Consider the following 23,235-nt stretch of genomic DNA (forward strand, 5'->3'; position numbering starts at 1 on the left):
TCTCCAACTTTTTCTATTTAAAGAAGAGACTCTTCTTCGTTGTCATCAGGGATACTGTTTGTTGTATCATCCACTCCATTGCGCTCATCTTTATACGATAGAATTGTGATCAGATCTTCTCTATTTAACATGTGGAGAATATTGGAGTCTTGAGTAGAAATAACCTTATCTAATAGGCGAATTTTCTTTTCAATGAGGTAATGAATACGTTCTTCTAACGTATCCTCAGTCATGAGTTTGTAGATAAATACAGTATTTTTCTGTCCTATTCTATGGACTCGATCCAAAGCCTGATTTTCTTTAGCAGGATTCCACCAGCGATCGTACATAATTACGACGTTACCGGCAGTAAGATTAATTCCTGTTCCTGCAGCGAGTAATGAACCTACGAATACGCGGCATTCAGGATCAGTAGTGAAGTATTCTATCTCTTCTTTTCTATTTAAGGATTTTCCCTGAATAGAGGCATATTTCACGCCAATCTCTTCGAGATACAACATGATAATACGAATCATATGAATGTATTGTGAGAAGACAACAACTTTATATCCTGAAGATAATGACTCATGGAGAAGTCGAACAAAAGCTTCCCATTTTCCAGATTCATGTTCTCGATATTTATCAGGATTTTTAAAGAAGATTGCTGGATGGTTACAGATTTGTTTCAAGTGATTCAATAAGGCGAATACATGGAGGTAGTTGACTGTCTGTTCTTCTGGAGATTCCAGTTGTTGAATCTGAGCTTTTTCTCTTTTTAATGTAGATAGATAGAGCTTTTTCTGTTCTGGAGATAACGTACAAGGAATTATCGATTCTACTTTTTCAGGAAGTTCTGGAAGAACAAGTTTTTTTGTTCTTCTTAAGATGAAAGGTCGAGTTAATTTGAGTAATAGATCTTGTGATGGGATAATCTCATCATCTATTTCTGCAGTATTTTTCTTTGTGAATAACTTCTTAAATAGAGCATCCGATGGGAGATAGTTAGGGAGAATGATGTCTAAAAGACCTTTGAATTCAAGAAGGTTATTTTCTATAGGAGTTCCTGTTAATCCCAATTTCATTTGAGAATCTAGTCGACAAAGAATCTTATGAATTTGGCTGTTTTTGTTTTTTGCCATATGGATTTCATCAAACACCGTTACCGTGAATGGAATCTTGTAAAACTTAGCGTAATTTTGTCTTAGAGTTCCATACGAAGTAATAATTACATCAGTAGGAGGAAGATGTTCAGGTTTGTTAGGACCATGAAAAGCAAAAATACTTACTGTAGGCAAATGTGTTGCTAGTGTGTGTTCCCAGTGAGGTAGCACGCTTGTTGGACAAACAACAAGGAACTTAGGTCGTTCTGTAGGTTCTGCAGATTGGAAAACAATATCTAATAATGCAGTGGCTTGGTGAGTTTTCCCTAACCCCATCTCATCACAAAGTAGTCCAGATAGACGATGGTTATACAAGAACCATAACCATAACAAGCCGCTATTTTGATACGGACGCAGTTTATGGTCTGTAGAAAATAGACTTTGTGGAATAGGTGGCAAACAAGCTGCTTTAAGCTGAGAGAAAAACGCTAGATCGGATGCGCTTGCATTAACTTTTTCATGGGTAGATAGTGGTGCTAAAGCATCTAATTTGAAAATATCCGTAACTGTAGCAATTACAGTATTTTCAGAAATCAGACATTTTTGAGCAGAGATAAATTGTTTTAAGAATTGAAATAGGCAGTGTTGGAAGCTTAAAAATCCAGCTTTAGTAAAAGCAAAAGCTTTTTTATTTTTCAATGCTTGTAGCACTACTCCCAATGGTATGGAACCGATATTTGTTTTGAGTTCCAAATGTAAATGCAAAGGCGATGAAGGATGTGGCCGCGTGATAGATAGTATAACAAGCTCAAATGTTTCCGGAGGGCAGAGCTGAGGATCTACAAAGACAAGCTTATCATTTTGGAAATTTTGATTTATAAATTCTGGAACTTGCTCAGGAAGAACTTTCTTAGGTAATGAGCATAACGATTGTAAAGGAGTGGGAAGCAGATTAAATCCAAGACCTTCCCGATAGAGGAAAACACCAAATAGTCGGCAATTTTCTTCCTCTAAACCTTGAAATACAGGTTTTAAATACAATCCCGAACCCTTAGTTTCTTTGTGTACTTCAAAGAAGAGGTTTTTCAGAGGTGGTGTGGGGGCAAAAAAGTTGGGAATCGTTCTTAAAACGACCTCGTGCTTCATAATGAAGTTAGGGATTTGATCAGCTTCTACAATCAAACCATCTTGGATTTCTAGATCAACTTTTCTTTGTAGGAAGAATCCTTGTCCGGAGTAATATGTCCAAGGGCCGTAATGAATATCGATAGCTGCAGGATCGCCTGTATTATAGTGGAATAACAAGACGCCTTGTTGTGTGATGTTATATGTTAATTGCCCTTCAGGAACTTGATCAGTAAATACTTCAAATCCCGATTCTCGGATTAATAAACCTTCGTTATTTAAAAATTCCTCAACTTGATCTGCTTTAATAGTAAATGAAATTTGAGGAGAGAGTGATCCCTCTATTGTAAATAGCTTGTTTTCAGGAACATAGCAAAAATCAGGATAGATTAACTGCCCATTTTCTAGATCTCCAGGAGTATCTAAATATGCTGAAAAAGATATGGAAGAGTCTCTTAGGAAGTGGATAGAATAGCGAATAGGGCGTTTTTCAGAATCATAATGAAGTAGAGAGAGTATCTGTTTTCTTATTTTTTCAGGGAGTAAGGGAATCACATAAATAGAAACAGAAGATTCTTTTGGTGGAAGAATGACTTGTTGAGATCCCGCTATATAACCGATAGAACCGATTTCAGTTATAGGCTGGTTTTTATGATCTTGTTTTACAGGCTCTATTATGAAGTATATTTTAGATTCTTCAGGAGCCACACGTACTGTTTTGATGGAGAAATCATTATAATTCCCAAGAAGAGATGTTTGTGAGAAGTCAATCTTCGAGAATAGATTTTCTAAAGTAGCAAAATCTAAAATCTCTCCTTTTAATAGGATACCTCCCCATTGCATCGAAAGCTGTGTAGGAAATCCCTGGCTGTTTTCGATAAGATCTAAGCGTGCTCCCGCTTCAGAGAAAAAGAAAAAGTATTTTGCTATGCGATATAAAGCAGATTGTGGGAAGGTTTTTTCAGTATGAGATTTCGGTTCTGGAGTTTGATGGATGATAGGTAACCATTCTGTAAAAGCTTCCGGGGACAACGCAGAAATCTCTAATGTTGCATGAGAAGATGTTATAGAATAATGTTTATCACCATCAGCATGTAGCTGTGCTCCTTCTGTGAACAACTTAAAAAACAATGCATACCAAAAAGATATGCCAAATTTATGATGTAAAGGTAGCCACCCCTGTTCATCATAAGCTGAGAAGAATGCGGTCATTAAATGAACGCAACAATCTCCATCAGGACAGCTGCAGGAGGCAAAAGTCAGATTGTCAATATCACTAAATTTTAGTGTGCTAACCCAATTCCCATCAGGAGAATCTTCATCAGGGATACGGATATTATAACAATCTCCAGAAAAATCTAAAGCGATGTCTTGGCGATTCGTTGCGAGGTAATCCATCGCTGTTTGACGAAAGCCAGCTAAAGCGTTTAAAACCATAACGTTATGCTAGTTAGCAAATACAAGCGTTAACTCAACTCACCAATCGTAAGACGACTGTAAGAGAGAGGGTTAAATAAAACAAAGCTTGGACGTGTCGGAAATTCCACAACTTATAAGCAATACTTCCGCAAGTCAAAGCGATTAATGCAGGGTAACTTAGCTGTAGTAGGGGCAATAGAAGGAGACTGATATTTTCAAAGTTTAGAATAGAAATTAGGTATGAGGGTATCAGAGTGAAAATTACTGCATTAGAATACGTCATTCTTTTTGATGAGATGATGCGGGCTAGAAAGTCAGCAACAATCCCAACTAAAGCAATCTCTGTTGTTAAGCAAGCAACAAACACACATACACCAGTCAATAAACTATTTGGCCCAAGAGCAATAGCAGAAATTCTTCCTAGAATTTGTCCTTTACTCACATGAGCTAGTAAACCTGCATGCCGAGAAGCACACAAGGCAAACCCTAGATAAATTAATCCAAGAAGTACCGCGGCTAAAGCAAAAGCTAACCCTAGAGTGCGTTTGTCTTTTTTATTGATTTTTTGAAAGTTTAAAGGTGTTTCATCATTAGCATCTCCATTTTCTACCATTTGTCGTATAGAAATTAATACAATGGAGCAGAAGAAAAAAGCTGCAAGAAGGTCCATAGTATTGAAGCCTTCTGTAATTCCTGCTAACCAAGCTTGTCGAGGATTTGCAGATTCCATGAAACTGGGATTTGCAGGAATAGTTAGTCCTTTAAAAATTATCCAAATAAGAGTGGTCAACATGATTGGGAAGAATACAGATCCTAACCACTGGATAAGTTTGCTGAGTTTACAAGCAAATAAATAAATCAGAGTACAACAAATCAAGCTGAAAACAGGTAGATTAGGAAGTAGTGTTGCTTTTGAATCTGATAGAGATGCTAAAGTTGCATGTGACACAGCAATTGCTCTAGGTATCCCCCCAAAGGGACCTATCAAACATAAAATTGCTATAATGAAAATCATTCCAGGGATCTTTCCAATAGAGGAAAAAAAATTTTTATAATCTCCAGAATATAATAGCATACTAAACAAACCTAATAGGGGGACACAAACCGCAGTAAGCATCATGCCAAAACAGGCAAACCAAGGATGTGAATGGTAATGATAACCTAGGGCTAGAGGAAATACTATATTACCTGCTCCGAAGAACATGGCAAAAATAGACCCTCCGATCGACCAAACAGAGAGTTCTTTTTTAGAACTAACCCTATTAGAAGCGTTTTTGTTCATTATATTAAAAATTGCGATATCGAAGTAGTAAATAGTCGCCCAGTCTAAAAGATTTCTCCGTTAGAAAGCAAAGTAAATTTCATTCTCGATATATACAGAGAGAAGGCTTTATGTGAAACCGTTTCTATTTTGATAGACGGAACCCTTTATTTTTTAAGGGTTTTCGTTCATTTTTCACAGTGTTCCTGTTAAGTATGCGCATATTCTGCATTTATTTATGTCATGATAGAGAGCAGGACAGTATTCTCTGGCATAGTAAATAAGTTGTAAATGAAGTTTTGGAGAGTTGGCTTCCCCAAAGAAGAGAACAAGATCTTTCTCTGCTGCTGAAGGACTACGTTTATTAGAAATCCCCCAGCGTTGAGACAATCTCAAAATATGCGTATCTACTGGGAATGTTGGTATCTTATAAATAACTCCTAGAAAAACTGATGCCGTTTTTCTTCCTACTCCAGGAAGTTCGGTTAACAATTCTAGAGAAGTCGGAGGTTCCCCATGATATTTTTCTAACAAGATTTTTGATAAATTATGTAGGTATTCAGCTTTTCTCTTCCCAAGACCACAAGGGGAAATAATTAAGTATAATTTCTCTAAGGAGAGTTTTACTAATGCTTGGGCATCGGGTGCTAGGGCAAATAATTTTGGAGTTATAGAATTTACAGCTTTATCGGTAGAGTTTCCTGAAAGTAAAACAGCGACAAGTAGCTGAAACGGAGTTTCCCATCCTGTTAAAGATGGTTTTGGATCAGGGAAGAGTTCATTTAAAGTTGAAAGAATAAAATTTCTAATATGATTCTTATTTTCCAATACAAAACCTGCTGAAAATTTCTCCTAATATACTTTCGTTGATTTCAGATCCAGAAAGGTTCCCAGTGGTTTGCAAAGCTTGTCTCAACTCTAGAGCAACAAGTTCGGGAGGGAGTTGGGATTGTAGTCCTTCTTTAGCTGAGAGCAAATATGCATGCATCTGTTGGAGTATAGTATGATGCCGAGAAGAAACAAGAAAGACTTTTGCGTTTTTACCTAGCTGTTGTTGTTGCATCCATTTTTGAATAAATTGCTTGAGTTCAAAAATTCCTTCACCCGTTTTTGCTGAGATCGCTAACTGAGGTAGGGATGTTTCAATTTGAGGCGGGGATGCTAGATCGGATTTGTTCCAAAGCAAAAGAGAAGGTTTTTGTAATAAAATTTCTGGAAGTGGGGGTGGAGGTTGTGTCGCGTCCATAACCCAAAGGATGCCCTCGGCTTGTTCCATAGCAGAAATTGCGCGTTCTATACCTTCTTGTTCTACAGGATTATCTGTTTCTCGTTGTCCCGCAGAGTCTATAAGGCGAATGCGTTTTCCTTGTAACGTCCAGTTTTCTTCTAGTATATCTCTTGTTGTTCCAGGAATATCGGTAACAATTGCACGGTTTTTATTAGTCAATGTATTGAGAAGAGAAGATTTTCCTGCATTAGGATATCCCGCTAATACAATACTTGTTCCTTGAGCAAGTCTTTGACCTTCGTCAAAACTTGAGATTAAGTCTTCGACGATCAGTATGGCTTCGTTTAATCGATCTACCGGAACCTCCATGTCAGGTTGTTCTTCTTCAGGGAAATCTGCCAGAACTTCAATAAAAGCCAAAGATTCGATAATCAATGAGGAAATGAACTGAACTTTTTTAGAGAAATGTCCTTGGAAATGATTCTGAGCAATATGAAATGCGTCTAAGTTATCGGCCGCAATAATATTTTGAATAGCTTCTGCTTGGATGAGATCTATTTTTCCATTCAAAAAAGCTCGTTGAGAAAATTCCCCAGGAAGGGCGGGCCGAGCTCCTTCAGCTACCAAGGCTTCTAGGATTTGAGAACAAGAAAAATAGCCGCCATGACATTGCAGTTCGATGACATCTTCTCCAGTAAATGAACGTGGAGCTCGCATAATTAACAAAAGCACCTGATCGATTTGCTGACCGTTATGACTTACTGTTCCCAAATGAGCAGTATGAGAAGAGAAGGATGATACAGATCCTGAAAATATTTTATCTGTGATTTGAATAGCTTCGGGGCCTGATATGCGGACGATAGCGATACTCCCTTCTCCAGGAGGAGTGGCTATAGCAGTAATGGTATCGTTTTTAATCATGAAAAACAGATGAAAATTGAACTAACTTGAGAGTTAGGATACCAGGTTTCTCATTAAAGATGTATGTAGGTTTTTAATGATTTCTATTTAATTTAGTTTGGAATATTTTTAATAACTTTTTATAGTCGCCTGTTTTGATCTTAAAGATCGAGGACAAGTGAAGAAACTGCAGTATATTGATCGTTTAACTAATCAAAGAGTAACGGAAGCCGTATGTTATGAAAAAACTATGACATTTCTATATACTTCTAGATTAGGGAAATGGCTATCCACGCTATTATCTAGATCTCCCATTCTGTCACATATCTATGGCTGGATTCAAAAACGTTCTTGGACACGTAGAAAGATTCCAGGATTTATTAAGAGAAATCATATTTGTGTGGAAGAGTTTAAAAAATCTCTTCCAGAATTTTCTTCTTTCAATGATTTTTTTACCAGAGAGCTGCGGCCCGAAGCACGACCAATTGCTCAGGGTGATAATATTTGCGTAACTCCTGTTGATGGCGCGTATCTCATCTACTCAAACATTGCTGAATTTGGAGAGTTCGTTGTTAAATCCAAACGCTTTTCCCTTGCAAAGCTTTTAAGAGACCCAAAGCTTGTCGAAAAGTATGCGTTTGGGAGTGTAGTTTTTGCTCGGTTAGCGCTTTTTGATTATCATCGCTTTCATTTCCCCGTAGACTGTTTGGCAGGACCAACGCATAACATTAATGGCTATTTATTTTCTGTACATCCGATGGCATTGAAAGATAATTTTAATATTTTTTGTGAAAATAAACGTACGCTAACTGAACTGAAAACAGAGGCGTTTGGTGATGTACTTTATTTAGAAGTAGGAGCATTAAATGTTGGCTCCATCATTCAAACCTATACACCTAAAGAAAGGTATTCTAAAGGTGATGAGAAAGGGTTTTTTGAAATAGGAGGTTCCACTGTTATTGTGCTATTTCAACCAGGAACTATCCAATTTGATTCAGATCTATTGAAGAACTCTCGGATGGGATTGGAAACACGTTGCCTTATGGGGCAGTCTTTAGGACGTTCTTTGAGAGAATAATTTTAAAGACTTTAAAGGTTTTTTTTGGTATTGCAAAGAGAGAGAAAAGTGAAAATTGGCGAATTATGTGGCTAGTCATCCTATGGGTTTTAGTTGCAAGTTTGACAACAGCTTTAGTTTTTAAAGTCTATTGTCGTGTTTCCCGTTTCCGTCGTTATGCGGCGCAAGTTATTCGAGAAGTCCATCTGAGCATGGAACTGAAAGAATGGTCTGTTGCTGAACAAAAACTCTTACCCATCTTAAAAAAGCGTTGCTACCGTCGTCAGTGTTTATTTGATTATATGCGTATTCTTCGAGGTATGAATCGCTTTGATGAGGTGGAAAATCTATTGGCCGAAGCGCGAAAATTAAATTTGCGAGGTCCTCAATTTTTTTTGGAGATTGCTTACAAAGCTTATCGTCACGGAGCATATAAAGAATCTTGCCAAGCCTTTTCCTTACTCTCGAATGAAATGTTTGAAGAACAAGATGCAGCCAAGTATGCGTCTGCTTTAGTGCATTTAGGGTATTTGGATGCTGCTTGTAGTATTATTGAACCCTGGATTTCTCCTTTATCCCATCAAGAAACCTATATTACTGTTGGAGATATTTATTTCATTTCAAAGCGATATCAAGATGCTATAGAGTTTTATAACCGTGCCTATGCCTTGGGCCCCTGCCCTTTAAAAGTCATCTATAATTTAGCTCACGCTTCTCGTGTTTGTGGTGATTATTTAGAAGCTGGGAAGCTATTTCGTAAATTATTATCAGAGCCAAGCTATAGAGAGGAATCCCTATTTAACATTGGCCTATGTGAACAAAAACAAGGTCGATCGAGAAAAGCATTACTTATTTATCAAAGTAGTGATTTGTGGTCTCGAGGAGATGCTTTGCTAATGAAACATGCGGCTTTTGCAGCTATGGATCAAAATGATTATCATCTGGCTGAATATTGCTGGGATTTAGCGTTTCAATGCAGCACATATGCTGAAGATTGGCAATGCGGTTTGGGTTATGGATTTAGCTTGTGTTGCTTAAAGAAATATTCTGATGCAGAAAAGATGTATCTCAAAGTAATTCAGAAATTTCCTGATTGTCCTACAGCATGCAAAGCTTTAGCTTGGTTATCAGGAGTGGGGTACGCCTCAATAGTAACAGCAGAAGCCGGTTTAGAGTACGCAAAAAAAGCTCTACAATTAAATCATTCCTCAGAAACTTTAGAATTATTAAGTGCCTGTGAAGCTCGTTCTGGGAATTTCGACGCAGCTTATGAGATACAAACATTTTTATCGGCTCAAGATGTTTCTTTACAGCAAAAGAAACGTCGTTCGCAAATTATGCGCAATTTACGCCAAAAGCTACCTTTGAATCATCAGCATATTGTGGAAGTAGATACGCTGCTTGCTGCTTAAATTCTTTTTTTCATCTCTCTATCTTTGTGACAAAAGTTTTTTGTCTCTCGTTCAGGAGGAAGAAGAATATAAGCGAGGGAACTTTTGTTCCTTTTATTCACCAGAATCGAGTATGGTATTGACAGATGAGTTTTCGTAGGAATTAATAGATTATTTCCAAGCAATTATATTGAATTAAGCGACGTATGTTAGATTTTCTTAAACGTTTCTTTGGATCTTCTCAAGAGCGTACCTTAAAAAAATTTCAAAAACTTGTGGATAAAGTAAATCTCTATGATGAGATGCTTGCTCCTTTATCCGACGAGGAGTTGCGCAATAAAACAGTAGAGTTAAAAAAGCGTTATCAGGAAGGCGAATCCTTAGATGATATGCTTCCTGAAGCTTATGCCGTTATTAAAAACGTATGTAGGCGTTTAACGGGAACTCCTGTAGAAGTTTCCGGTTATCATCAAAATTGGGACATGGTCCCCTATGATGTGCAGGTCCTTGGTGCTATAGCTATGCACAAAGGCTTTATTACTGAGATGCAGACAGGAGAGGGAAAAACTCTTACTGCGGTTATGCCCCTGTATTTGAATGCCTTAACAGGCAAGCCTGTCCATTTGGTTACAGTGAACGATTATCTTGCTCAAAGAGATTGTGAGTGGGTCGGTTCTATACTACGTTGGTTAGGTTTAACTACTGGAGTGTTAGTATCGGGATCCCCGTTAGAAAAACGAAAAGCGATCTATCGTTGTGATGTTGTCTATGGCACAGCATCAGAGTTTGGTTTTGATTATCTTAGAGATAACTCTATAGCGACTTCTGTTGATGAGCAGGTCGGACGAGGATTTTATTTTGCTATCATAGATGAAGTAGACTCAATTTTAATTGATGAAGCCAGAACTCCTCTAATTATTTCTGGACCTGGGGAGAAGCACAATCCTGTTTATTTCGAGCTTAAAGATAAGGTTGCTGAATTAGTCCAATTGCAAAGGGAACTATGCAATCAGGTAGCTCTTGACGCTAGACGTGGATTAGAGCTTTTCTTAGACATGGATATCCTCCCCAAGGATAAAAAAGTTATCGAAGGTATCTCTGAATTTTGCCGTAGTTTATGGTTGGTTAGTAAGGGTATGCCTTTAAATCGTGTTTTGCGCAGAGTACGTGAACACCCTGATTTGCGAGCAATGATTGATAAGTGGGATACTTATTACCACGCTGAGCAAAATAAAGAAGAGAGTATCGAAAAGTTATCTCAACTTTATATCATCGTTGATGAACATAATAATGATTTTGAATTGACAGACCGCGGTATGCAACAGTGGGTTGATAAGGCCGGAGGCTCTGCTGAAGATTTCGTCATGATGGATATGGGACATGAATATGCCCTCATAGATAGTGATGAGACGCTTTCTCCAACAGATAAAATCAATAGAAAAATAGCTGTTTCCGAAGAAGATACTCAAAGAAAAGCACGTGCTCATGGTTTGCGGCAACTTTTGAGAGCACATCTTCTTATGGAACGTGATGTGGACTACATTGTTCGTAATGATCAAATTGTGATTATTGATGAGCATACAGGTCGTCCACAGCCAGGTCGTCGTTTTTCTGAAGGTCTACATCAGGCAATAGAAGCAAAAGAACATGTGACTATTCGTAAGGAATCACAAACTTTTGCTACTGTAACTTTGCAAAATTTCTTCCGTCTGTATGAAAAACTTGCAGGTATGACGGGAACAGCAATCACTGAATCTAAAGAATTTAAAGAAATTTATAATCTATATGTGTTGCAGGTTCCTACATTTAAAACATGTTTACGTGTAGATCATAATGATGAATTTTACATGACAGAGCGTGAAAAATATCACGCAATTGTTAATGAAATTGCCCGTATACATAAAGATGGTAACCCTATTCTCATAGGTACTGAATCTGTTGAGGTTTCTGAGAAACTTTCTCGTATTTTGAAACAAAATCGTATAGCACATACAGTTTTAAATGCCAAAAATCATGCTCAAGAAGCAGAGATTATTGCCGCAGCTGGGAAATTAGGAGCTGTTACTGTAGCTACAAATATGGCAGGTCGTGGTACAGACATTAAATTGGATCAAGAAGCTGTAGTTGTTGGTGGTCTTCATGTCATTGGCACTAGTCGCCATCAGTCTCGACGTATCGATAGGCAGTTACGCGGACGTTGTGCACGTTTGGGAGATCCCGGTGCTGCTAAATTCTTCTTATCTTTTGAAGATCGTTTAATGCGTTTATTCGCATCTCCTAAGTTAAATGCTTTGATTCGACATTTCCGTCCTCCTGAAGGAGAGGCTATGTCAGATCCTATGTTTAACAAGCTAATCGAAACTGCTCAAAAGCGAGTTGAAGCTAGAAATTATACGATTCGTAAACATACTCTTGAGTATGATGATGTTATGAATAAGCAAAGACAAACCATCTATGCTTTTCGTAATGAAGTCATATGCTCTGAAGATATTTTTACTCTAGCTAAGGAAGCGATATATCATGTAGCGTTAATGATAGCTTCGTTAATTACGAGTCATAATCATCCTACAGGGCAATCTCTTCCTAAACTGGAAGAATGGATGAATTATTCTTTCCCTCTAAAGTTAAATGTCGAGGAACTAAGAAAATTAAATACTCTAGATGCTATTGCAGAAAAAGTTGCCGATGATCTCGTAGAGGTTTTCCAGAATAAGTTTTCTTCGATGGTAGAAGAAATTATTGCGGCTGCTGGAGATGATGTCGATGCTAACGGAATCTGTAAAGATATCATACGTTCAGTAATGATTATGCATGTCGATGAGCAGTGGAAAATTCATCTTGTAGATATGGATTTACTACGCAGTGAAGTAGGCTTACGTACTGTGGGTCAGAAAGATCCTCTACTCGAATTTAAACACGAATCATTCTTATTATTTGAAAGTCTTATCCGGGATATTCGTATTGCGATTGTGAAGCATTTATTCCGTCTAGAATTGACCATGACTAGGGAGCAACGGCCTCAGAACGTGATTCCTGTTGTTGCTACATCATTCCAAAATGATGAGAACTTTGGTCCTATGGAATTAACAGTTATAAGTGATTCTGAAGACGAATAAAAATAGTTCGTGGGCTGGGCTAGCTTCCAGCCTTTTCCCTTTCTAATTCTTAATTTTAAATAAACGTGGACCACTCAGACCATGCATTTGCATCATGGTGGCGTATCCAAAATGTTCTATGATTATCTCCAATCAGAAATTGTACGTGATGATCACGATTGCGTGTTGCCATGCAGATGATAATATTATTTAATGATTCTGATCCTTTAGGAAAGTCTTGAGGAGCATTTACAAATGCTTCTACATTTGTGGTAAGAAGGAAGTCAGATTCTAGCAAAGAGTTGAAGTCGTAAGTCTTACTTTCGATGGTTTTTGGAGGGATATTAAACCATAATTCCCAGTCTCCAGTTAGACAACTACGCGTATAGGCGTGGTTATCATCACTGATATAGAATTGGCGTATAACGCCTTTAAGGATAGATTCTCCAAGAACTATAAGGAGATCACCATTCTCCTTCTCTTCTTCAACGTAAACACCAGTTTCTTGGTATTTATCTAAAGAGAAGGCTTCTTCTGAATGGTAGAGAAGCTCGTCGAGTGAATGGTGGTAATCAGCTTCTGATGCATCATAATGATCATGGTTCATGGTTAAAGTCTCCAAGAAATAATTAATTTGTTATTATTATTTTTGTAATAATAATATTTCATTTTTTAAACAAATTAATTTGTTCTTTTCGTTTTTTCTTTGAATTCTAAATCAAAAGGTATCCCATATAAATTAAAAGATGATTTTAAAGTATTTTTTAAATAACACTCGTAATGTTTAGTTAATAATGATTTTGCATTAATGAATAATAAGAACTGGAAAGGTGATGCTGTTTTATGAATGGCGTAGTATACACGCAGTCTTCTTCCATTAATTACTTGAGGATGATGTCTTTGTAGAGCTGAGGCGAGTGTCTTATTAACAACAGGTGTGGGAACTTTATTAGATACAGTTTCATAGAGTTCATCAATAGATGAAAAGATATGGCGTAGATTACGTTTTGTTGCTGCAGATATACAAAGGATCCTAGACTGACCAATATAAACATCAGTAGCACGTAAATCACGAATATAGTGCTCCATACGCACGCCCTCAATCAAATCCCATTTGTTAACGAGGATGATATGAGGTTTCTTATGTTTAGATATCAAAGAAAGGATGCGTTTATCGTAAGAAGATAGATGATGCAGGGCATCAATAACTAATAAACAAATATCTGCGCGTGCTATAGCTTTTTCTGTTCTAGACGAAGATATCCATTCTATAGAGTTTTTTACACTTTTCATTTTTCTCAGACCAGCAGTATCTATAAATAGATATGAACGGTCGTTATGAGAATATAGAATATCAACGTTATCGCGAGTTGTTCCCGGGATGTTATCGATAATGCAGCGCTCTTCATTTAATAATCCGTTAATGATGGAAGATTTTCCTACATTAGGACGACCAATAAGAGCAATTTTTAAAGGTTTATCTGTCGCTGGAGATGTGGGAAAGGGAATTTCTTCCTCTTCATAATCCGAAAGGAATTCTTCGGATAATGTTTCTGTTGAGGGAACGGTCTCTTCCTCAACTTCTTCTTCCAAACACTCTTCAACAATTTCGGGAACATTGCTGAGAGTTTTAATTCTCTCTAAAAGCTTATCAATATGTTTATCGTGACTTGCTGATACAGTGAGAATCTCGGAGATTCCTATTTTATATAATTCGTGAATACGGTGTTCGTCTTTGAAGGTGTCTGCTTTATTTGCGACAAGGATAAGAGGCTTTTTTAAAGGGAGAAGTAGTTTAGCAAGCTCGGCATCTTGCTCTGTAATTCCGCAGCGAATATCAACAACAAGAAGTAAGATATCCGCTTCATTAGCACCCGCTAAAGCTTGCTTATAGATGTGCTTTTGGAAGTGATCTTCAGAATCCTTATCGACTCCCCCGGTATCAATTACTTGTACAGGGATACTCCATCCACGTATCTCTCCGTATAAGCGATCTCGTGTAGTTCCTTCTTGGGAGTTGACAATAGCCAAAGATCGCTTACACATACGATTGAAAAGGGAGGATTTTCCTACATTGGGTCTTCCTAAGATAGCAATCCGTAGCATGATAAGCCAATTAATCTCAGTTTTGAATAATTACAAAGAAAATGATAAAAGCTAAAAAATTAAATCTAAAGAAATAAAATCGATGGAGTGTTTAAGGGAAAAGTTTATTTTAAGATAAATCTTACTTCCAGAAGCCTTTTTCCTTCAGAAGCAATAAAATTTTTTCTTTATCGTGACACTCATTTTCTATAGAAAGTATTTCAGCTTCCCGTAAAAGATCTCCAAGTAGCCGACCTGGTGCAATCCCTCTAGAAATGAGATCTGGAGCAGAAACTAGGGGTGAAGAAGTTTTGATTCTTATAATAAATTGTTCTAGACGCGTTTCTAATTCTTGAACACGAGCAATAAAATGTTGCTGTTTGGAAGGGTCCTTTTGGATTGCTGAAAATAAAGATAAGAATAGATGCGCTGTTGGTGAAGCTAAAAAATGTGCCCAGAAAACACGGTTATTATTGATATTTTGGAATTGTGGAAGAGCTTGATACCAGAGTTGTATTAGTTTTAAATCTTTATTTGATACCCGTAGACGAGTGAAAGCTACGCAAGCAGCCTCTTCACTAACTCCTTGAAATAGGGGAAGTAGGAAGCAGATCTCTGGGAAATCCAGGGGATTGAGTCTTTTGGCAAATTCACTATTTATCCGCAGTAGGCTTGGAGGAACGTCACGAAGTTCCGGGAAAATCACGGTAATAATTTTCAGTTTTATCAATAAAGATAGAGCTTCGTAGGGATGATTTTTTAGCATTTTTCTTAATTCTTGCCAGATCCTTTCCGGAGATACGGAATTTACTAGAGTAGGTGCTTCCTTAATAACAGCACGTTCTGTAGCAGGATCTAAGGCAAAGCCTAATGAAGAGCTGAAACGTATGGCACGTAGTATACGAAGTTTATCCTCGGCAAAACGTAGTTTAGGATGACCAATAGCACGCACTACACGTTTTTCAAGATCTCTTCTTCCTTCAACAAGATCAAAGAGTTTTTCTTCGAAGGGATCGTAATACATCCCATTTATTGTAAAGTCTCGACGTAAGGCATCTTCTTTCATTGATGAGAATACAACACGTTCGGGGTGGCGTCCGTCCTCATAATTTTCATCACTACGGAATGTGGCTACTTCAAATAGACGGTTGTCTTCTTTAACGACGATGATGCCGAAAGCCGCGCCTAATGCTAAAGTGTCGGTAAAGATAGTAGAGACAATGACTGGGGGAGCGCTGGTCGCAATATCTATCTCTTCTATGGGTTTCCCCATGAGCATATCACGCACACAACCACCAACAAAATATGCCTGGTAACCTGCGTTACGCAATTTTAGGAGAATTTTTTTTGCAGCTTCTAGGGCGATCGTCGTCATTACATCCCTAAATAAAGAAGAGAAGAAATTTAAGCTATAGCTTCTGGAGCTCTTCTGATAATCACTGGTGTTTTATTCTCTAAGATTGTGTCTTCTTGAATTCTTATGGCTTCTACCGTAGGATCGGAAGGAATCTCAAACATCAAATCTCTGAGTAGATTTTCCAAGATCATACCTAAAGCACGGGCGCCAGTTTTTGCCAGCTTAGCTTTTTTCGCTATAGCATATAAGGCTTCTTTTTCGAATATCAACTTCACATTTTCTTCTGAAAATAGCTCGATATATTGTTTCACAATTGCATTTGTAGGTTCGGTAAGAATAGCAACGAGTTCATCTAAAGAGAGTTCTTCGCAGTTAACAATACAGTTGAATCGACCAACGAATTCAGGGATCATACCAAAGGCAATAAGATCTTCTGTTTCTACTTTAGTAAGTAGGTGATCACGATCCTCTTGAGAGAAATCTCCTAGATCATCAGAAAATCCGATCGTAGTTTTTCCTAAACGTTTGGCAATAATCTTATCTAAATTAACAAAAGCACCACCAACAATGAAAAGAATATTTTCAGTATTTACACGGATATATTCTTGATTAGGGTGCTTACGTCCTCCTTTAGGAGGGACGTTTGCTGTAGTGCCTTCTATAATTTTTAATAGAGCTTGTTGAACGCCTTCACCGGAAACATCGCGAGTAATGGAAACGTTTGCTGTAGTTCTACCAATCTTATCGATTTCATCGATATAGATAATCCCACGCTCTGCTCTGGCAACATCATAATCAGCAGCTTGTAATAACCTTAAAACGATATTTTCTACGTCTTCACCGACATAGCCAGCTTCTGTGAGAGTTGTTGCATCGGCGATTGTAAACGGTACATCTAAGATTTTTGCTAAGGTTTTAGCAATGAGGGTTTTCCCTGATCCTGTGGGGCCTAAGAGTAAGACATTAGATTTTCCATAGCTTACGTGTTTATTATTTAATAAAGCACGTATGCGTTTGTAGTGATTGTATACCGCTACAGCTATGGTTTTTTTTGCTCTTTCTTGGCCTACAACATATTTATCAATATGTTTTTTTATCTCTTTTGGAGTAAGAACTTGAAGATCTGGATGCTGAGGCGTAGCTTCTGTAGTTGGCCCTGATGACGGCGTAGAAGTAGGTTTTTTATCTAAAATCCCTGAGCATAACTTAATGCAGTAATCACAAATATAGACAGAAGGACCTGCTATAAGTTTTTCTACATCTTTTTCAGAACGCCCACAAAAAGAGCAAATAGTGAGATTTTTTTTGTTCATAATAACTCTCTAGGAGATAGTATCCTTATCTTTCGTGTCTTTTGCTGAAGAGACTACTTTATCAATTAGACCATAGGCGATAGCATCCTCAGCTCCCATAAAGAAGTCTCTTTCAGAATCTTCTATGATTTTTTCTACAGGTTGTCCTGTACACTCGGAAAGAATGTTTGCGAGATGTTTTTTCAATGTTAAAATTTCTGCAGCTTGCAATTGGATATCTGCGGACGTTCCTATAATCCCTCCCGAAGGTTGGTGAATCATCATCCGACTATGAGGTAAAGCATAACGCTTGCCTTTAGTACCTGCAGAAAGTAATAAGGCTCCCATAGAAGCCGCTTGACCTATGCAATAAGTATTTACATCGCAACCTAGGAAACGAATAGTATCGTAGATAGCTAATCCAGCTGTGATATATCCGCCAGGAGAGTTAATGAAAACTTTAATATCCTTTTTAGGATCTTCGGACATAAGGAAAAGCAATTGGGCTATGACAGTATTAGCGAGGGGTTCTGTAATTTCTTGGCCAATCATTACAATGCGATCTTTTAAAAGACGCGAGTAAATATCCATGGCGCGTTCGCCACGACCTGTATCCTCGACCACATAAGGCACCAATGTCATTTGCATTTCCTCTCAAAATAGTTTCTTTCCCGCATATACACATAAGATGCGCAAAAGCAATTCCAACAATACACATAATCCATTTTTTTATGCTGTTTTTGCTTGGAAACAAGCCTACGCATTAAAATGTTGAATTCTATGTTTAAGACTTTCTTGGGTCAAGTGTTTTCCTCTAGCTATATTACGCAGAGGGTGCTGTCGCTAATTCTTTTGCTTTGGATAGAACTGCTTCCATGGCTTTATGGTAAGTTAGACGATCGCGAGCTGCCATCACTAGTTCTTGCAAAGCTTCGTTAGATATATCTCGAGGAGGTTGCATGCCGTAACGCTCTCTAGAACATATATCCATCATATATTGAAGCTCTTCACGGCTAATCACAAGCTTTTCATCTGTAAAAATCTTATTTGCCAAGAAAAATAGTTTTAAAGTTTTTTTAGCTTCTGCTTCTGCTTCTTTTAATAAATCTGATTTTTTATCTTCTAGTTCTTCATCAGAACAATATTGAATCAAACGAGCATTGAGTAATTTTTCTCTTGTTAGCATAGCTAAACGGTCTTCTAACATAGATGTTGGAAGGTCGAAATCTATAATGTTTGCTAAGGCATTTTCTGCCTCAGTGAAACGTTGTTGGTGTTGCTTGTCTTTTGCTTGATTTTCTAATTGAACACGTAGCTTTTTCTTTAGATCTTCTAAAGATTCAGCTTGTAGTTGACGAGCTTTTTCATCATCAAGCTCTGGAGCAACAACTTCAATGACTGCATTAACAGTGAAAGTTAGAACATCACCGTTGAGAAATGATTGGATATCCGGAGAAGCAATAATTTCAGTCACACGATGACCCGCAGAAATACCTAAAAATTTCTCCTTAAAGGAGTCAGTCATTTCTTCTTCGCTAAGTTTGAAATATTTATTTTCAAAGATTGCAGAAGGAGTTCTCTCTTCATTTTGTTTGGATACATGAAGAGATAATGATATGAAATCACCCTCTTGAGAAGAACGAGTTACAGGAGTTTTTGTAGCAAAGAAATAGGAAATATTTAGTAATCCCTTTCCCATGTCTTCATCAGTGATACCCTTTATAGGAGTTTCTGCTGCTAAAGATAGTTTGTCCCAGGAAATATCAGAAATTACAGGGAAAGCTTCATAAGTAAAATCTACTTGACCACCTTCTTTTAGATCCGCTTTTGCTACTGACGTAGATTTGATGGCTTGTGGAGAAAGAGGTCTCCGATCTCCCACAGTGGATAAAGCTTGGTAGGCTGATTGAATCAATAACTGATTTAATTCTTTTATGACTTGGCTGGGATAACGAGAAACAATGATTTCATCAGGAGCTTTACCTTTGCGGAATCCTGATAGGACGATGTCTTTCTTTATTTTCTTTACAGCCTGTTTATGAAGTTTATCTAAGAGTTGCGGCGTAGTTTTTACTACAGCGGAAACAATGCATCCTGACTGTTCTTCTAAATTAATAGAAAATTGCTCGTTAGAAAAATTTCGCGACACAAGACTACCTTTTGAAGCTTTTCTGGAAGGAAAAGCGGGTGATGAGGCTTGAACTCACGACCTTCACGTTGGCAACGTGGCGCTCTACCACTGAGCTACACCCGCAAGAAAAGTGATATTCTAGATATTTGACGAGTTTTTATCAACGACTAGTCAATTACAGTAGTAATAGTTAGTGCAAAAACACAGGCTAAAATACAAGAGAAAAGACCTGATAAAATTTTTCATTGATTTAGCATGGGTAAACAGGTACAAGTAAGCTGATTCAATCAGAACTCTATAATTTAGAGGAGAAATGCTCAATTTTCGCAAATTACGAAGGGATTTTACAGCTAACATTTTGCAAGATGGCAAGGAACTTTTTGACCAAGGAGCTGTGATTAATGCGAAAATCCTGTCAATGAATGGAGAGTCGGTGTGTATAGGAGCACAGATTCGAGGCCTATATGACAACGTATATGAATGTGAGATAGAAGTTGATCGATCGAAATCTGATACTATAGATTCTAACTGTGATTGTTCTTATAATTATGATTGCCAGCATATAGTAGCGCTGCTGTTTTATCTAGAGAAGTATTTCAATGAAATGGTAGTGGCTTATTCTCAAGAAGCCAACTTAGAGACTAATCAAGAGATAAATGAAGAAGTTAAGAAAGAACTTCAAGAGACTTTTGTTGTTGCTGCAAGTAGAGAAGAAGAGAGAAAAGATCGCGCGCATCAAAAAGAAATCTTAAGTGAATATGTTCACGCAGCGAATGTCTTGAGTGCAAATCCATTTTTCCTTCCTCAGGAATATTTAGAAAAAAATTCTGCGGAGCTCGCTGTTTTATTTGTTGCTTCTAATGATGAAGTATTTCGTCCAAATCAACATGTCGAATTCCAACTAGTTTTACGTCTTCCTGGTCGTTCTAAGCCATTTTATATTTCAAATATTAAAACTTTTCTCGAAGGAGTTTTGTATCAAGAACCCATCATCCTCAATGGGCGTCGTTTCTTTTTCACAATGCAATCCTTCAATGCTTCTGATCGCAAACTTATAGATTTGCTAATTCGCTATGTTCGTTATGCTAATCAAGCCCCTGAAGAAAAATTGTTAAAATCTGCTTATCTTACATTGACATCTTTAGGTGTAATTTTAGCTAAGATGTATGAACATCAAATGGCAGATCGTGGAGGAGGACAATCTGGAGAAAGAGAAAGCTTTTCTGGAATGTTTTGCGGAAATCTTGAGGAACCTTTATGTTGGTCGGTTTCTCCAGCCAAGATGAAATTTGATTTAGATTTCTTCGATACACCCTATAAGGCGTTGTTGATGACGCCATTAATCCTTGTGGATGATGAAACTCTTCAACCTGAACAAGCGATTCTTTTAGAATCTAATGTCCCTGGTATTATTCATAATAATGTTTACCATCACTTTGCTCCCCAAATTCGACGTGCGCATTTACGTTCTTTCTCAAGATTGCGTGACATTACTATTCCAGAAGCTTTGTTCGGTTCCTTCCGAGAAAATGCTCTTCCTGTGTTTAAGGAATATGCAGAGATTTCTAATGTTGAAGTTTTAAATTCTTTTGTCACTCTTCCTTATGTTGAGGATGTTCGTGGTGAATGTAACATTAGTTATTTAGATGGGGAATTAGAAGCTAAGTTATATTTTATTTATGATTCTCTAACGATCCCTGCTGCTTCGTTTTCCTTGAAGTATCAAGATGTTCGTGCATTTATTTGTGAAGATGGAATCTTAGCGCGAAATCTTGTTGAAGAGCGTAAGATTATAGAAGAGGTCTTTTCTGGTTTCATCTATGACGAACGAGATGGGGCTTTTCATGTAAAAAGTGAAAAGAAAATTGTTGAGTTTATGACGGAAACTATTCCTAATAACCAGCATAGAATAACATTTAACTGTCCAGAGACTCTTTCAGATCAATTTATCTATGACGAAACGATCTTTGATCTTTCCTTTAGAGAAAGTGCTGAAGTTAATACTTATGAAGCAGAACTTAAAGTTAATGGTTTGTTGAAAGGAATTACTCTAGATTTACTTTGGGATTGTATAAGCGCTAAAAAGCGTTTCTTAGAGTTGCCCAAGAAAGGACGTAATGTAAAAACTCCTCGAAGAGGTAGGATCCCTGGTTCTGCGAAACTTCCATGTATTTTAGTTTTAGATTTAGAGAAAATCTCTCCAGTTATTCAGATCTTTAATGAGATAGGTTTTAAAGTTTTGGATGACTTTGTAGAAAAGTGTCCTTTATGGAGCTTAACAGGTATTTCTCCTGAGCTTTTCAAAGATTTGCCAGTCAACTTTACGATGACTGATAAGTTGGCTGAAATCCAAAAGCAAATTCGTGGAGAAGTTGCTTTTGATTTCCAAGATGTCCCTAAACAAATACAGGCGACATTACGTAGTTACCAAACAGAAGGTATTCATTGGTTAGAACGTCTTCGAAAAATGCATCTCAATGGTATTCTAGCCGATGATATGGGTCTTGGAAAGACTTTACAGGCAATCATTGCAATTACACAAAGTAGATTGGAAAAAGGTAAGGGTTGTTCTTTGATCGTTTGTCCAACATCTTTAGTGTACAACTGGAAAGAAGAATTTCGTAAGTTCAATCCAGAATTTAAGACTATGATTGTTGACGGAGTGCCTTCGCATAGACGTAGGCAGCTTGCTGCTTTATCGGAATATGATGTTGCTATCACTTCTTATAATCTATTGCAAAAGGATATCGATATTTATAAGGAGTTTGTCTTTGACTATGTAGTTTTAGACGAAGCTCATCATATTAAGAACCGTACGACGCGTAATGCAAAATCTGTAAAAATGATTCGTTCGGGACATAGGTTGATTTTAACAGGAACTCCTATCGAAAATTCCCTAGAAGAATTATGGAGTCTATTCGACTTCTTAATGCCTGGTTTATTAAGCAGTTACGATCGCTTCGTTGGTAAATATATCCGCACAGGCAACTATATGGGGAATAAGACCGATAATATGGTTGCTTTGAAGAAGAAGGTGGCGCCGTTCATTCTTCGTCGTATGAAAGAAGACGTATTAGAAGATTTACCTCCTGTCTCAGAAATTCTGTATCATTGTCATCTTACAGACTCTCAGAAAGAGCTATACCATTCTTATGCTGCTTCAGCTAAAAAAGAGCTTTCTCGTTTAGTTAAACAAGAAGGGTTTGATCGTATACACATTCATGTTCTTGCGACTCTTACGCGTTTAAAACAGATTTGTTGTCACCCAGCTATTTTTGCAAAAGACGTTCCTGAACCAGGTGATTCTGCAAAGTATGATTTGCTTATGGATCTTCTTTCTTCTCTTGTAGAGACAGGACATAAGACAGTTCTCTTCAGTCAATACACCAAGATGTTAAGCATCATTAAAAAAGACTTAGAAGCTCGTGGAGTACGTTTTGTTTATTTGGATGGTTCCACCAAGAACAGATTGGAAATAGTTAACCAGTTTAATGAAGATCCGGGTCTTCTAGTTTTCCTGATTTCTTTAAAAGCTGGAGGAACAGGATTGAACCTTGTTGGTGCAGATACAGTAATTCACTATGATATGTGGTGGAACCCTGCTGTAGAAAATCAAGCTACAGATCGGGTACATCGTATAGGGCAGAATCGCTCGGTGTCTTCGTATAAGCTAGTTACGTTAAATACCATTGAGGAAAAAATTCTAACTCTTCAAAACAGGAAAAAGAGCCTTGTAAAGAAAGTGATCAACTCTGATGATGAAGTCGTTTCCAAGTTGACTTGGGAAGAAGTGCTAGAATTGCTACAGATATGAT

At 37.5% G+C, this 23,235-nt stretch carries 14 protein-coding genes and 1 tRNA gene; 4 read left to right on the forward strand and 11 right to left on the reverse strand.

Translation table 11 applies throughout. From position 1 onward, the window contains the following. Positions 1-17 precede the first annotated feature (17 nt). From O1W69_RS01955 to mnmE, 4 genes are all read right to left on the reverse strand, one after another. Positions 18-3,641, reverse strand: coding sequence for a DEAD/DEAH box helicase (locus O1W69_RS01955; protein WP_375793842.1), 3,624 nt, complete (start codon positions 3,639-3,641; stop codon positions 18-20). 34 nt (positions 3,642-3,675) lie between these two features. Further along, on the reverse strand, positions 3,676-4,905 hold the full coding sequence (brnQ, locus tag O1W69_RS01960; RefSeq protein WP_375793843.1) for a branched-chain amino acid transport system II carrier protein: 1,230 nt from the start codon (positions 4,903-4,905) through the stop codon (positions 3,676-3,678). Between the two features lie 174 nt (positions 4,906-5,079). Next, complete coding sequence (gene nth / locus O1W69_RS01965; RefSeq protein WP_375793844.1) at positions 5,080-5,712, reverse strand: endonuclease III domain-containing protein; 633 nt, start codon at positions 5,710-5,712, stop codon at positions 5,080-5,082. After that, entirely contained in the window at positions 5,702-7,033 is a 1,332-nt protein-coding gene (gene mnmE / locus O1W69_RS01970) for a tRNA uridine-5-carboxymethylaminomethyl(34) synthesis GTPase MnmE (RefSeq protein WP_375793845.1), read from the reverse strand. Before mnmE ends, nth begins: the two co-directional genes overlap by 11 nt. 157 nt (positions 7,034-7,190) lie before the next feature. Between mnmE and O1W69_RS01975 the strand changes: the two genes are divergently transcribed. From O1W69_RS01975 to secA, 3 genes are all read left to right on the forward strand, one after another. Beyond that, entirely contained in the window at positions 7,191-8,090 is a 900-nt protein-coding gene (locus O1W69_RS01975) for a phosphatidylserine decarboxylase (protein WP_375793846.1), read from the forward strand. A 65-nt stretch (positions 8,091-8,155) separates the two neighbouring features. Further along, positions 8,156-9,481, forward strand: a complete 1,326-nt coding sequence (locus O1W69_RS01980) for a hypothetical protein (protein ID WP_375793847.1) — start codon at positions 8,156-8,158, stop codon at positions 9,479-9,481. A 185-nt stretch (positions 9,482-9,666) separates the two neighbouring features. Further along, a complete protein-coding gene (secA, locus tag O1W69_RS01985) occupies positions 9,667-12,576 on the forward strand; it encodes a preprotein translocase subunit SecA (protein ID WP_375793848.1) in 2,910 nt (969 codons plus the stop codon). A 55-nt stretch (positions 12,577-12,631) separates the two neighbouring features. Here secA and O1W69_RS01990 read toward each other — a convergent pair whose 3' ends face one another. The 7 genes from O1W69_RS01990 to O1W69_RS02020 form a co-directional block, all read right to left on the reverse strand. Continuing rightward, complete coding sequence (locus O1W69_RS01990; RefSeq protein ID WP_375793849.1) at positions 12,632-13,162, reverse strand: hypothetical protein; 531 nt, start codon at positions 13,160-13,162, stop codon at positions 12,632-12,634. Between the two features lie 74 nt (positions 13,163-13,236). Further along, the gene (gene der / locus O1W69_RS01995; RefSeq protein ID WP_375793850.1) at positions 13,237-14,661 is read right to left on the reverse strand and encodes a ribosome biogenesis GTPase Der; all 1,425 of its coding nucleotides are present in this window, start codon (positions 14,659-14,661) and stop codon (positions 13,237-13,239) included. 121 nt (positions 14,662-14,782) lie between these two features. Further along, positions 14,783-16,015 (reverse strand): CCA tRNA nucleotidyltransferase, encoded by a 1,233-nt coding sequence (locus tag O1W69_RS02000; RefSeq protein WP_375793851.1) that lies wholly within the window; start codon positions 16,013-16,015, stop codon positions 14,783-14,785. Between the two features lie 29 nt (positions 16,016-16,044). Further along, positions 16,045-17,310: an ATP-dependent Clp protease ATP-binding subunit ClpX gene (gene clpX, locus O1W69_RS02005; protein ID WP_375793852.1), complete on the reverse strand. Its 1,266-nt coding sequence runs from the start codon at positions 17,308-17,310 to the stop codon at positions 16,045-16,047. 9 nt (positions 17,311-17,319) lie between these two features. Continuing rightward, complete coding sequence (locus O1W69_RS02010; RefSeq protein ID WP_375793853.1) at positions 17,320-17,931, reverse strand: ATP-dependent Clp protease proteolytic subunit; 612 nt, start codon at positions 17,929-17,931, stop codon at positions 17,320-17,322. A gap of 181 nt (positions 17,932-18,112) precedes the next feature. After that, on the reverse strand, positions 18,113-19,438 hold the full coding sequence (tig, locus tag O1W69_RS02015) for a trigger factor (protein WP_375793854.1): 1,326 nt from the start codon (positions 19,436-19,438) through the stop codon (positions 18,113-18,115). 33 nt (positions 19,439-19,471) lie between these two features. Further along, positions 19,472-19,543: transfer RNA gene (locus tag O1W69_RS02020), tRNA-Gly, on the reverse strand. Positions 19,544-19,733: 190 nt separating this feature from the next. Between O1W69_RS02020 and O1W69_RS02025 the strand changes: the two genes are divergently transcribed. Further along, positions 19,734-23,234, forward strand: coding sequence for an SNF2-related protein (locus O1W69_RS02025; protein ID WP_375793855.1), 3,501 nt, complete (start codon positions 19,734-19,736; stop codon positions 23,232-23,234). Position 23,235: the final 1 nt, after the last annotated feature.

It is taken from the genome of Chlamydia sp. 12-01, from assembly GCF_042234205.1.
GTDB lineage: Bacteria > Chlamydiota > Chlamydiia > Chlamydiales > Chlamydiaceae > Chlamydia.

What these genes read in the sequence shown, in the direction of transcription:
- O1W69_RS02010 (WP_375793853.1), bottom strand. Translation starts at nt 17,931, where the DNA reads ATGACATTGGTGCCTTATGTGGTCGAGGATACAGGTCGTGGCGAACGC.
- secA (WP_375793848.1), top strand. Translation starts at nt 9,667, where the DNA reads ATGTTAGATTTTCTTAAACGTTTCTTTGGATCTTCTCAAGAGCGTACC.
- O1W69_RS02025 (WP_375793855.1), top strand. Translation starts at nt 19,734, where the DNA reads ATGCTCAATTTTCGCAAATTACGAAGGGATTTTACAGCTAACATTTTG.
- brnQ (WP_375793843.1), bottom strand. Translation starts at nt 4,905, where the DNA reads ATGAACAAAAACGCTTCTAATAGGGTTAGTTCTAAAAAAGAACTCTCT.
- O1W69_RS01955 (WP_375793842.1), bottom strand. Translation starts at nt 3,641, where the DNA reads ATGGTTTTAAACGCTTTAGCTGGCTTTCGTCAAACAGCGATGGATTAC.
- der (WP_375793850.1), bottom strand. Translation starts at nt 14,661, where the DNA reads ATGCTACGGATTGCTATCTTAGGAAGACCCAATGTAGGAAAATCCTCC.
- clpX (WP_375793852.1), bottom strand. Translation starts at nt 17,310, where the DNA reads ATGAACAAAAAAAATCTCACTATTTGCTCTTTTTGTGGGCGTTCTGAA.
- O1W69_RS01980 (WP_375793847.1), top strand. Translation starts at nt 8,156, where the DNA reads ATGTGGCTAGTCATCCTATGGGTTTTAGTTGCAAGTTTGACAACAGCT.
- O1W69_RS01990 (WP_375793849.1), bottom strand. Translation starts at nt 13,162, where the DNA reads ATGAACCATGATCATTATGATGCATCAGAAGCTGATTACCACCATTCA.
- mnmE (WP_375793845.1), bottom strand. Translation starts at nt 7,033, where the DNA reads ATGATTAAAAACGATACCATTACTGCTATAGCCACTCCTCCTGGAGAA.
- O1W69_RS02000 (WP_375793851.1), bottom strand. Translation starts at nt 16,015, where the DNA reads ATGACGACGATCGCCCTAGAAGCTGCAAAAAAAATTCTCCTAAAATTG.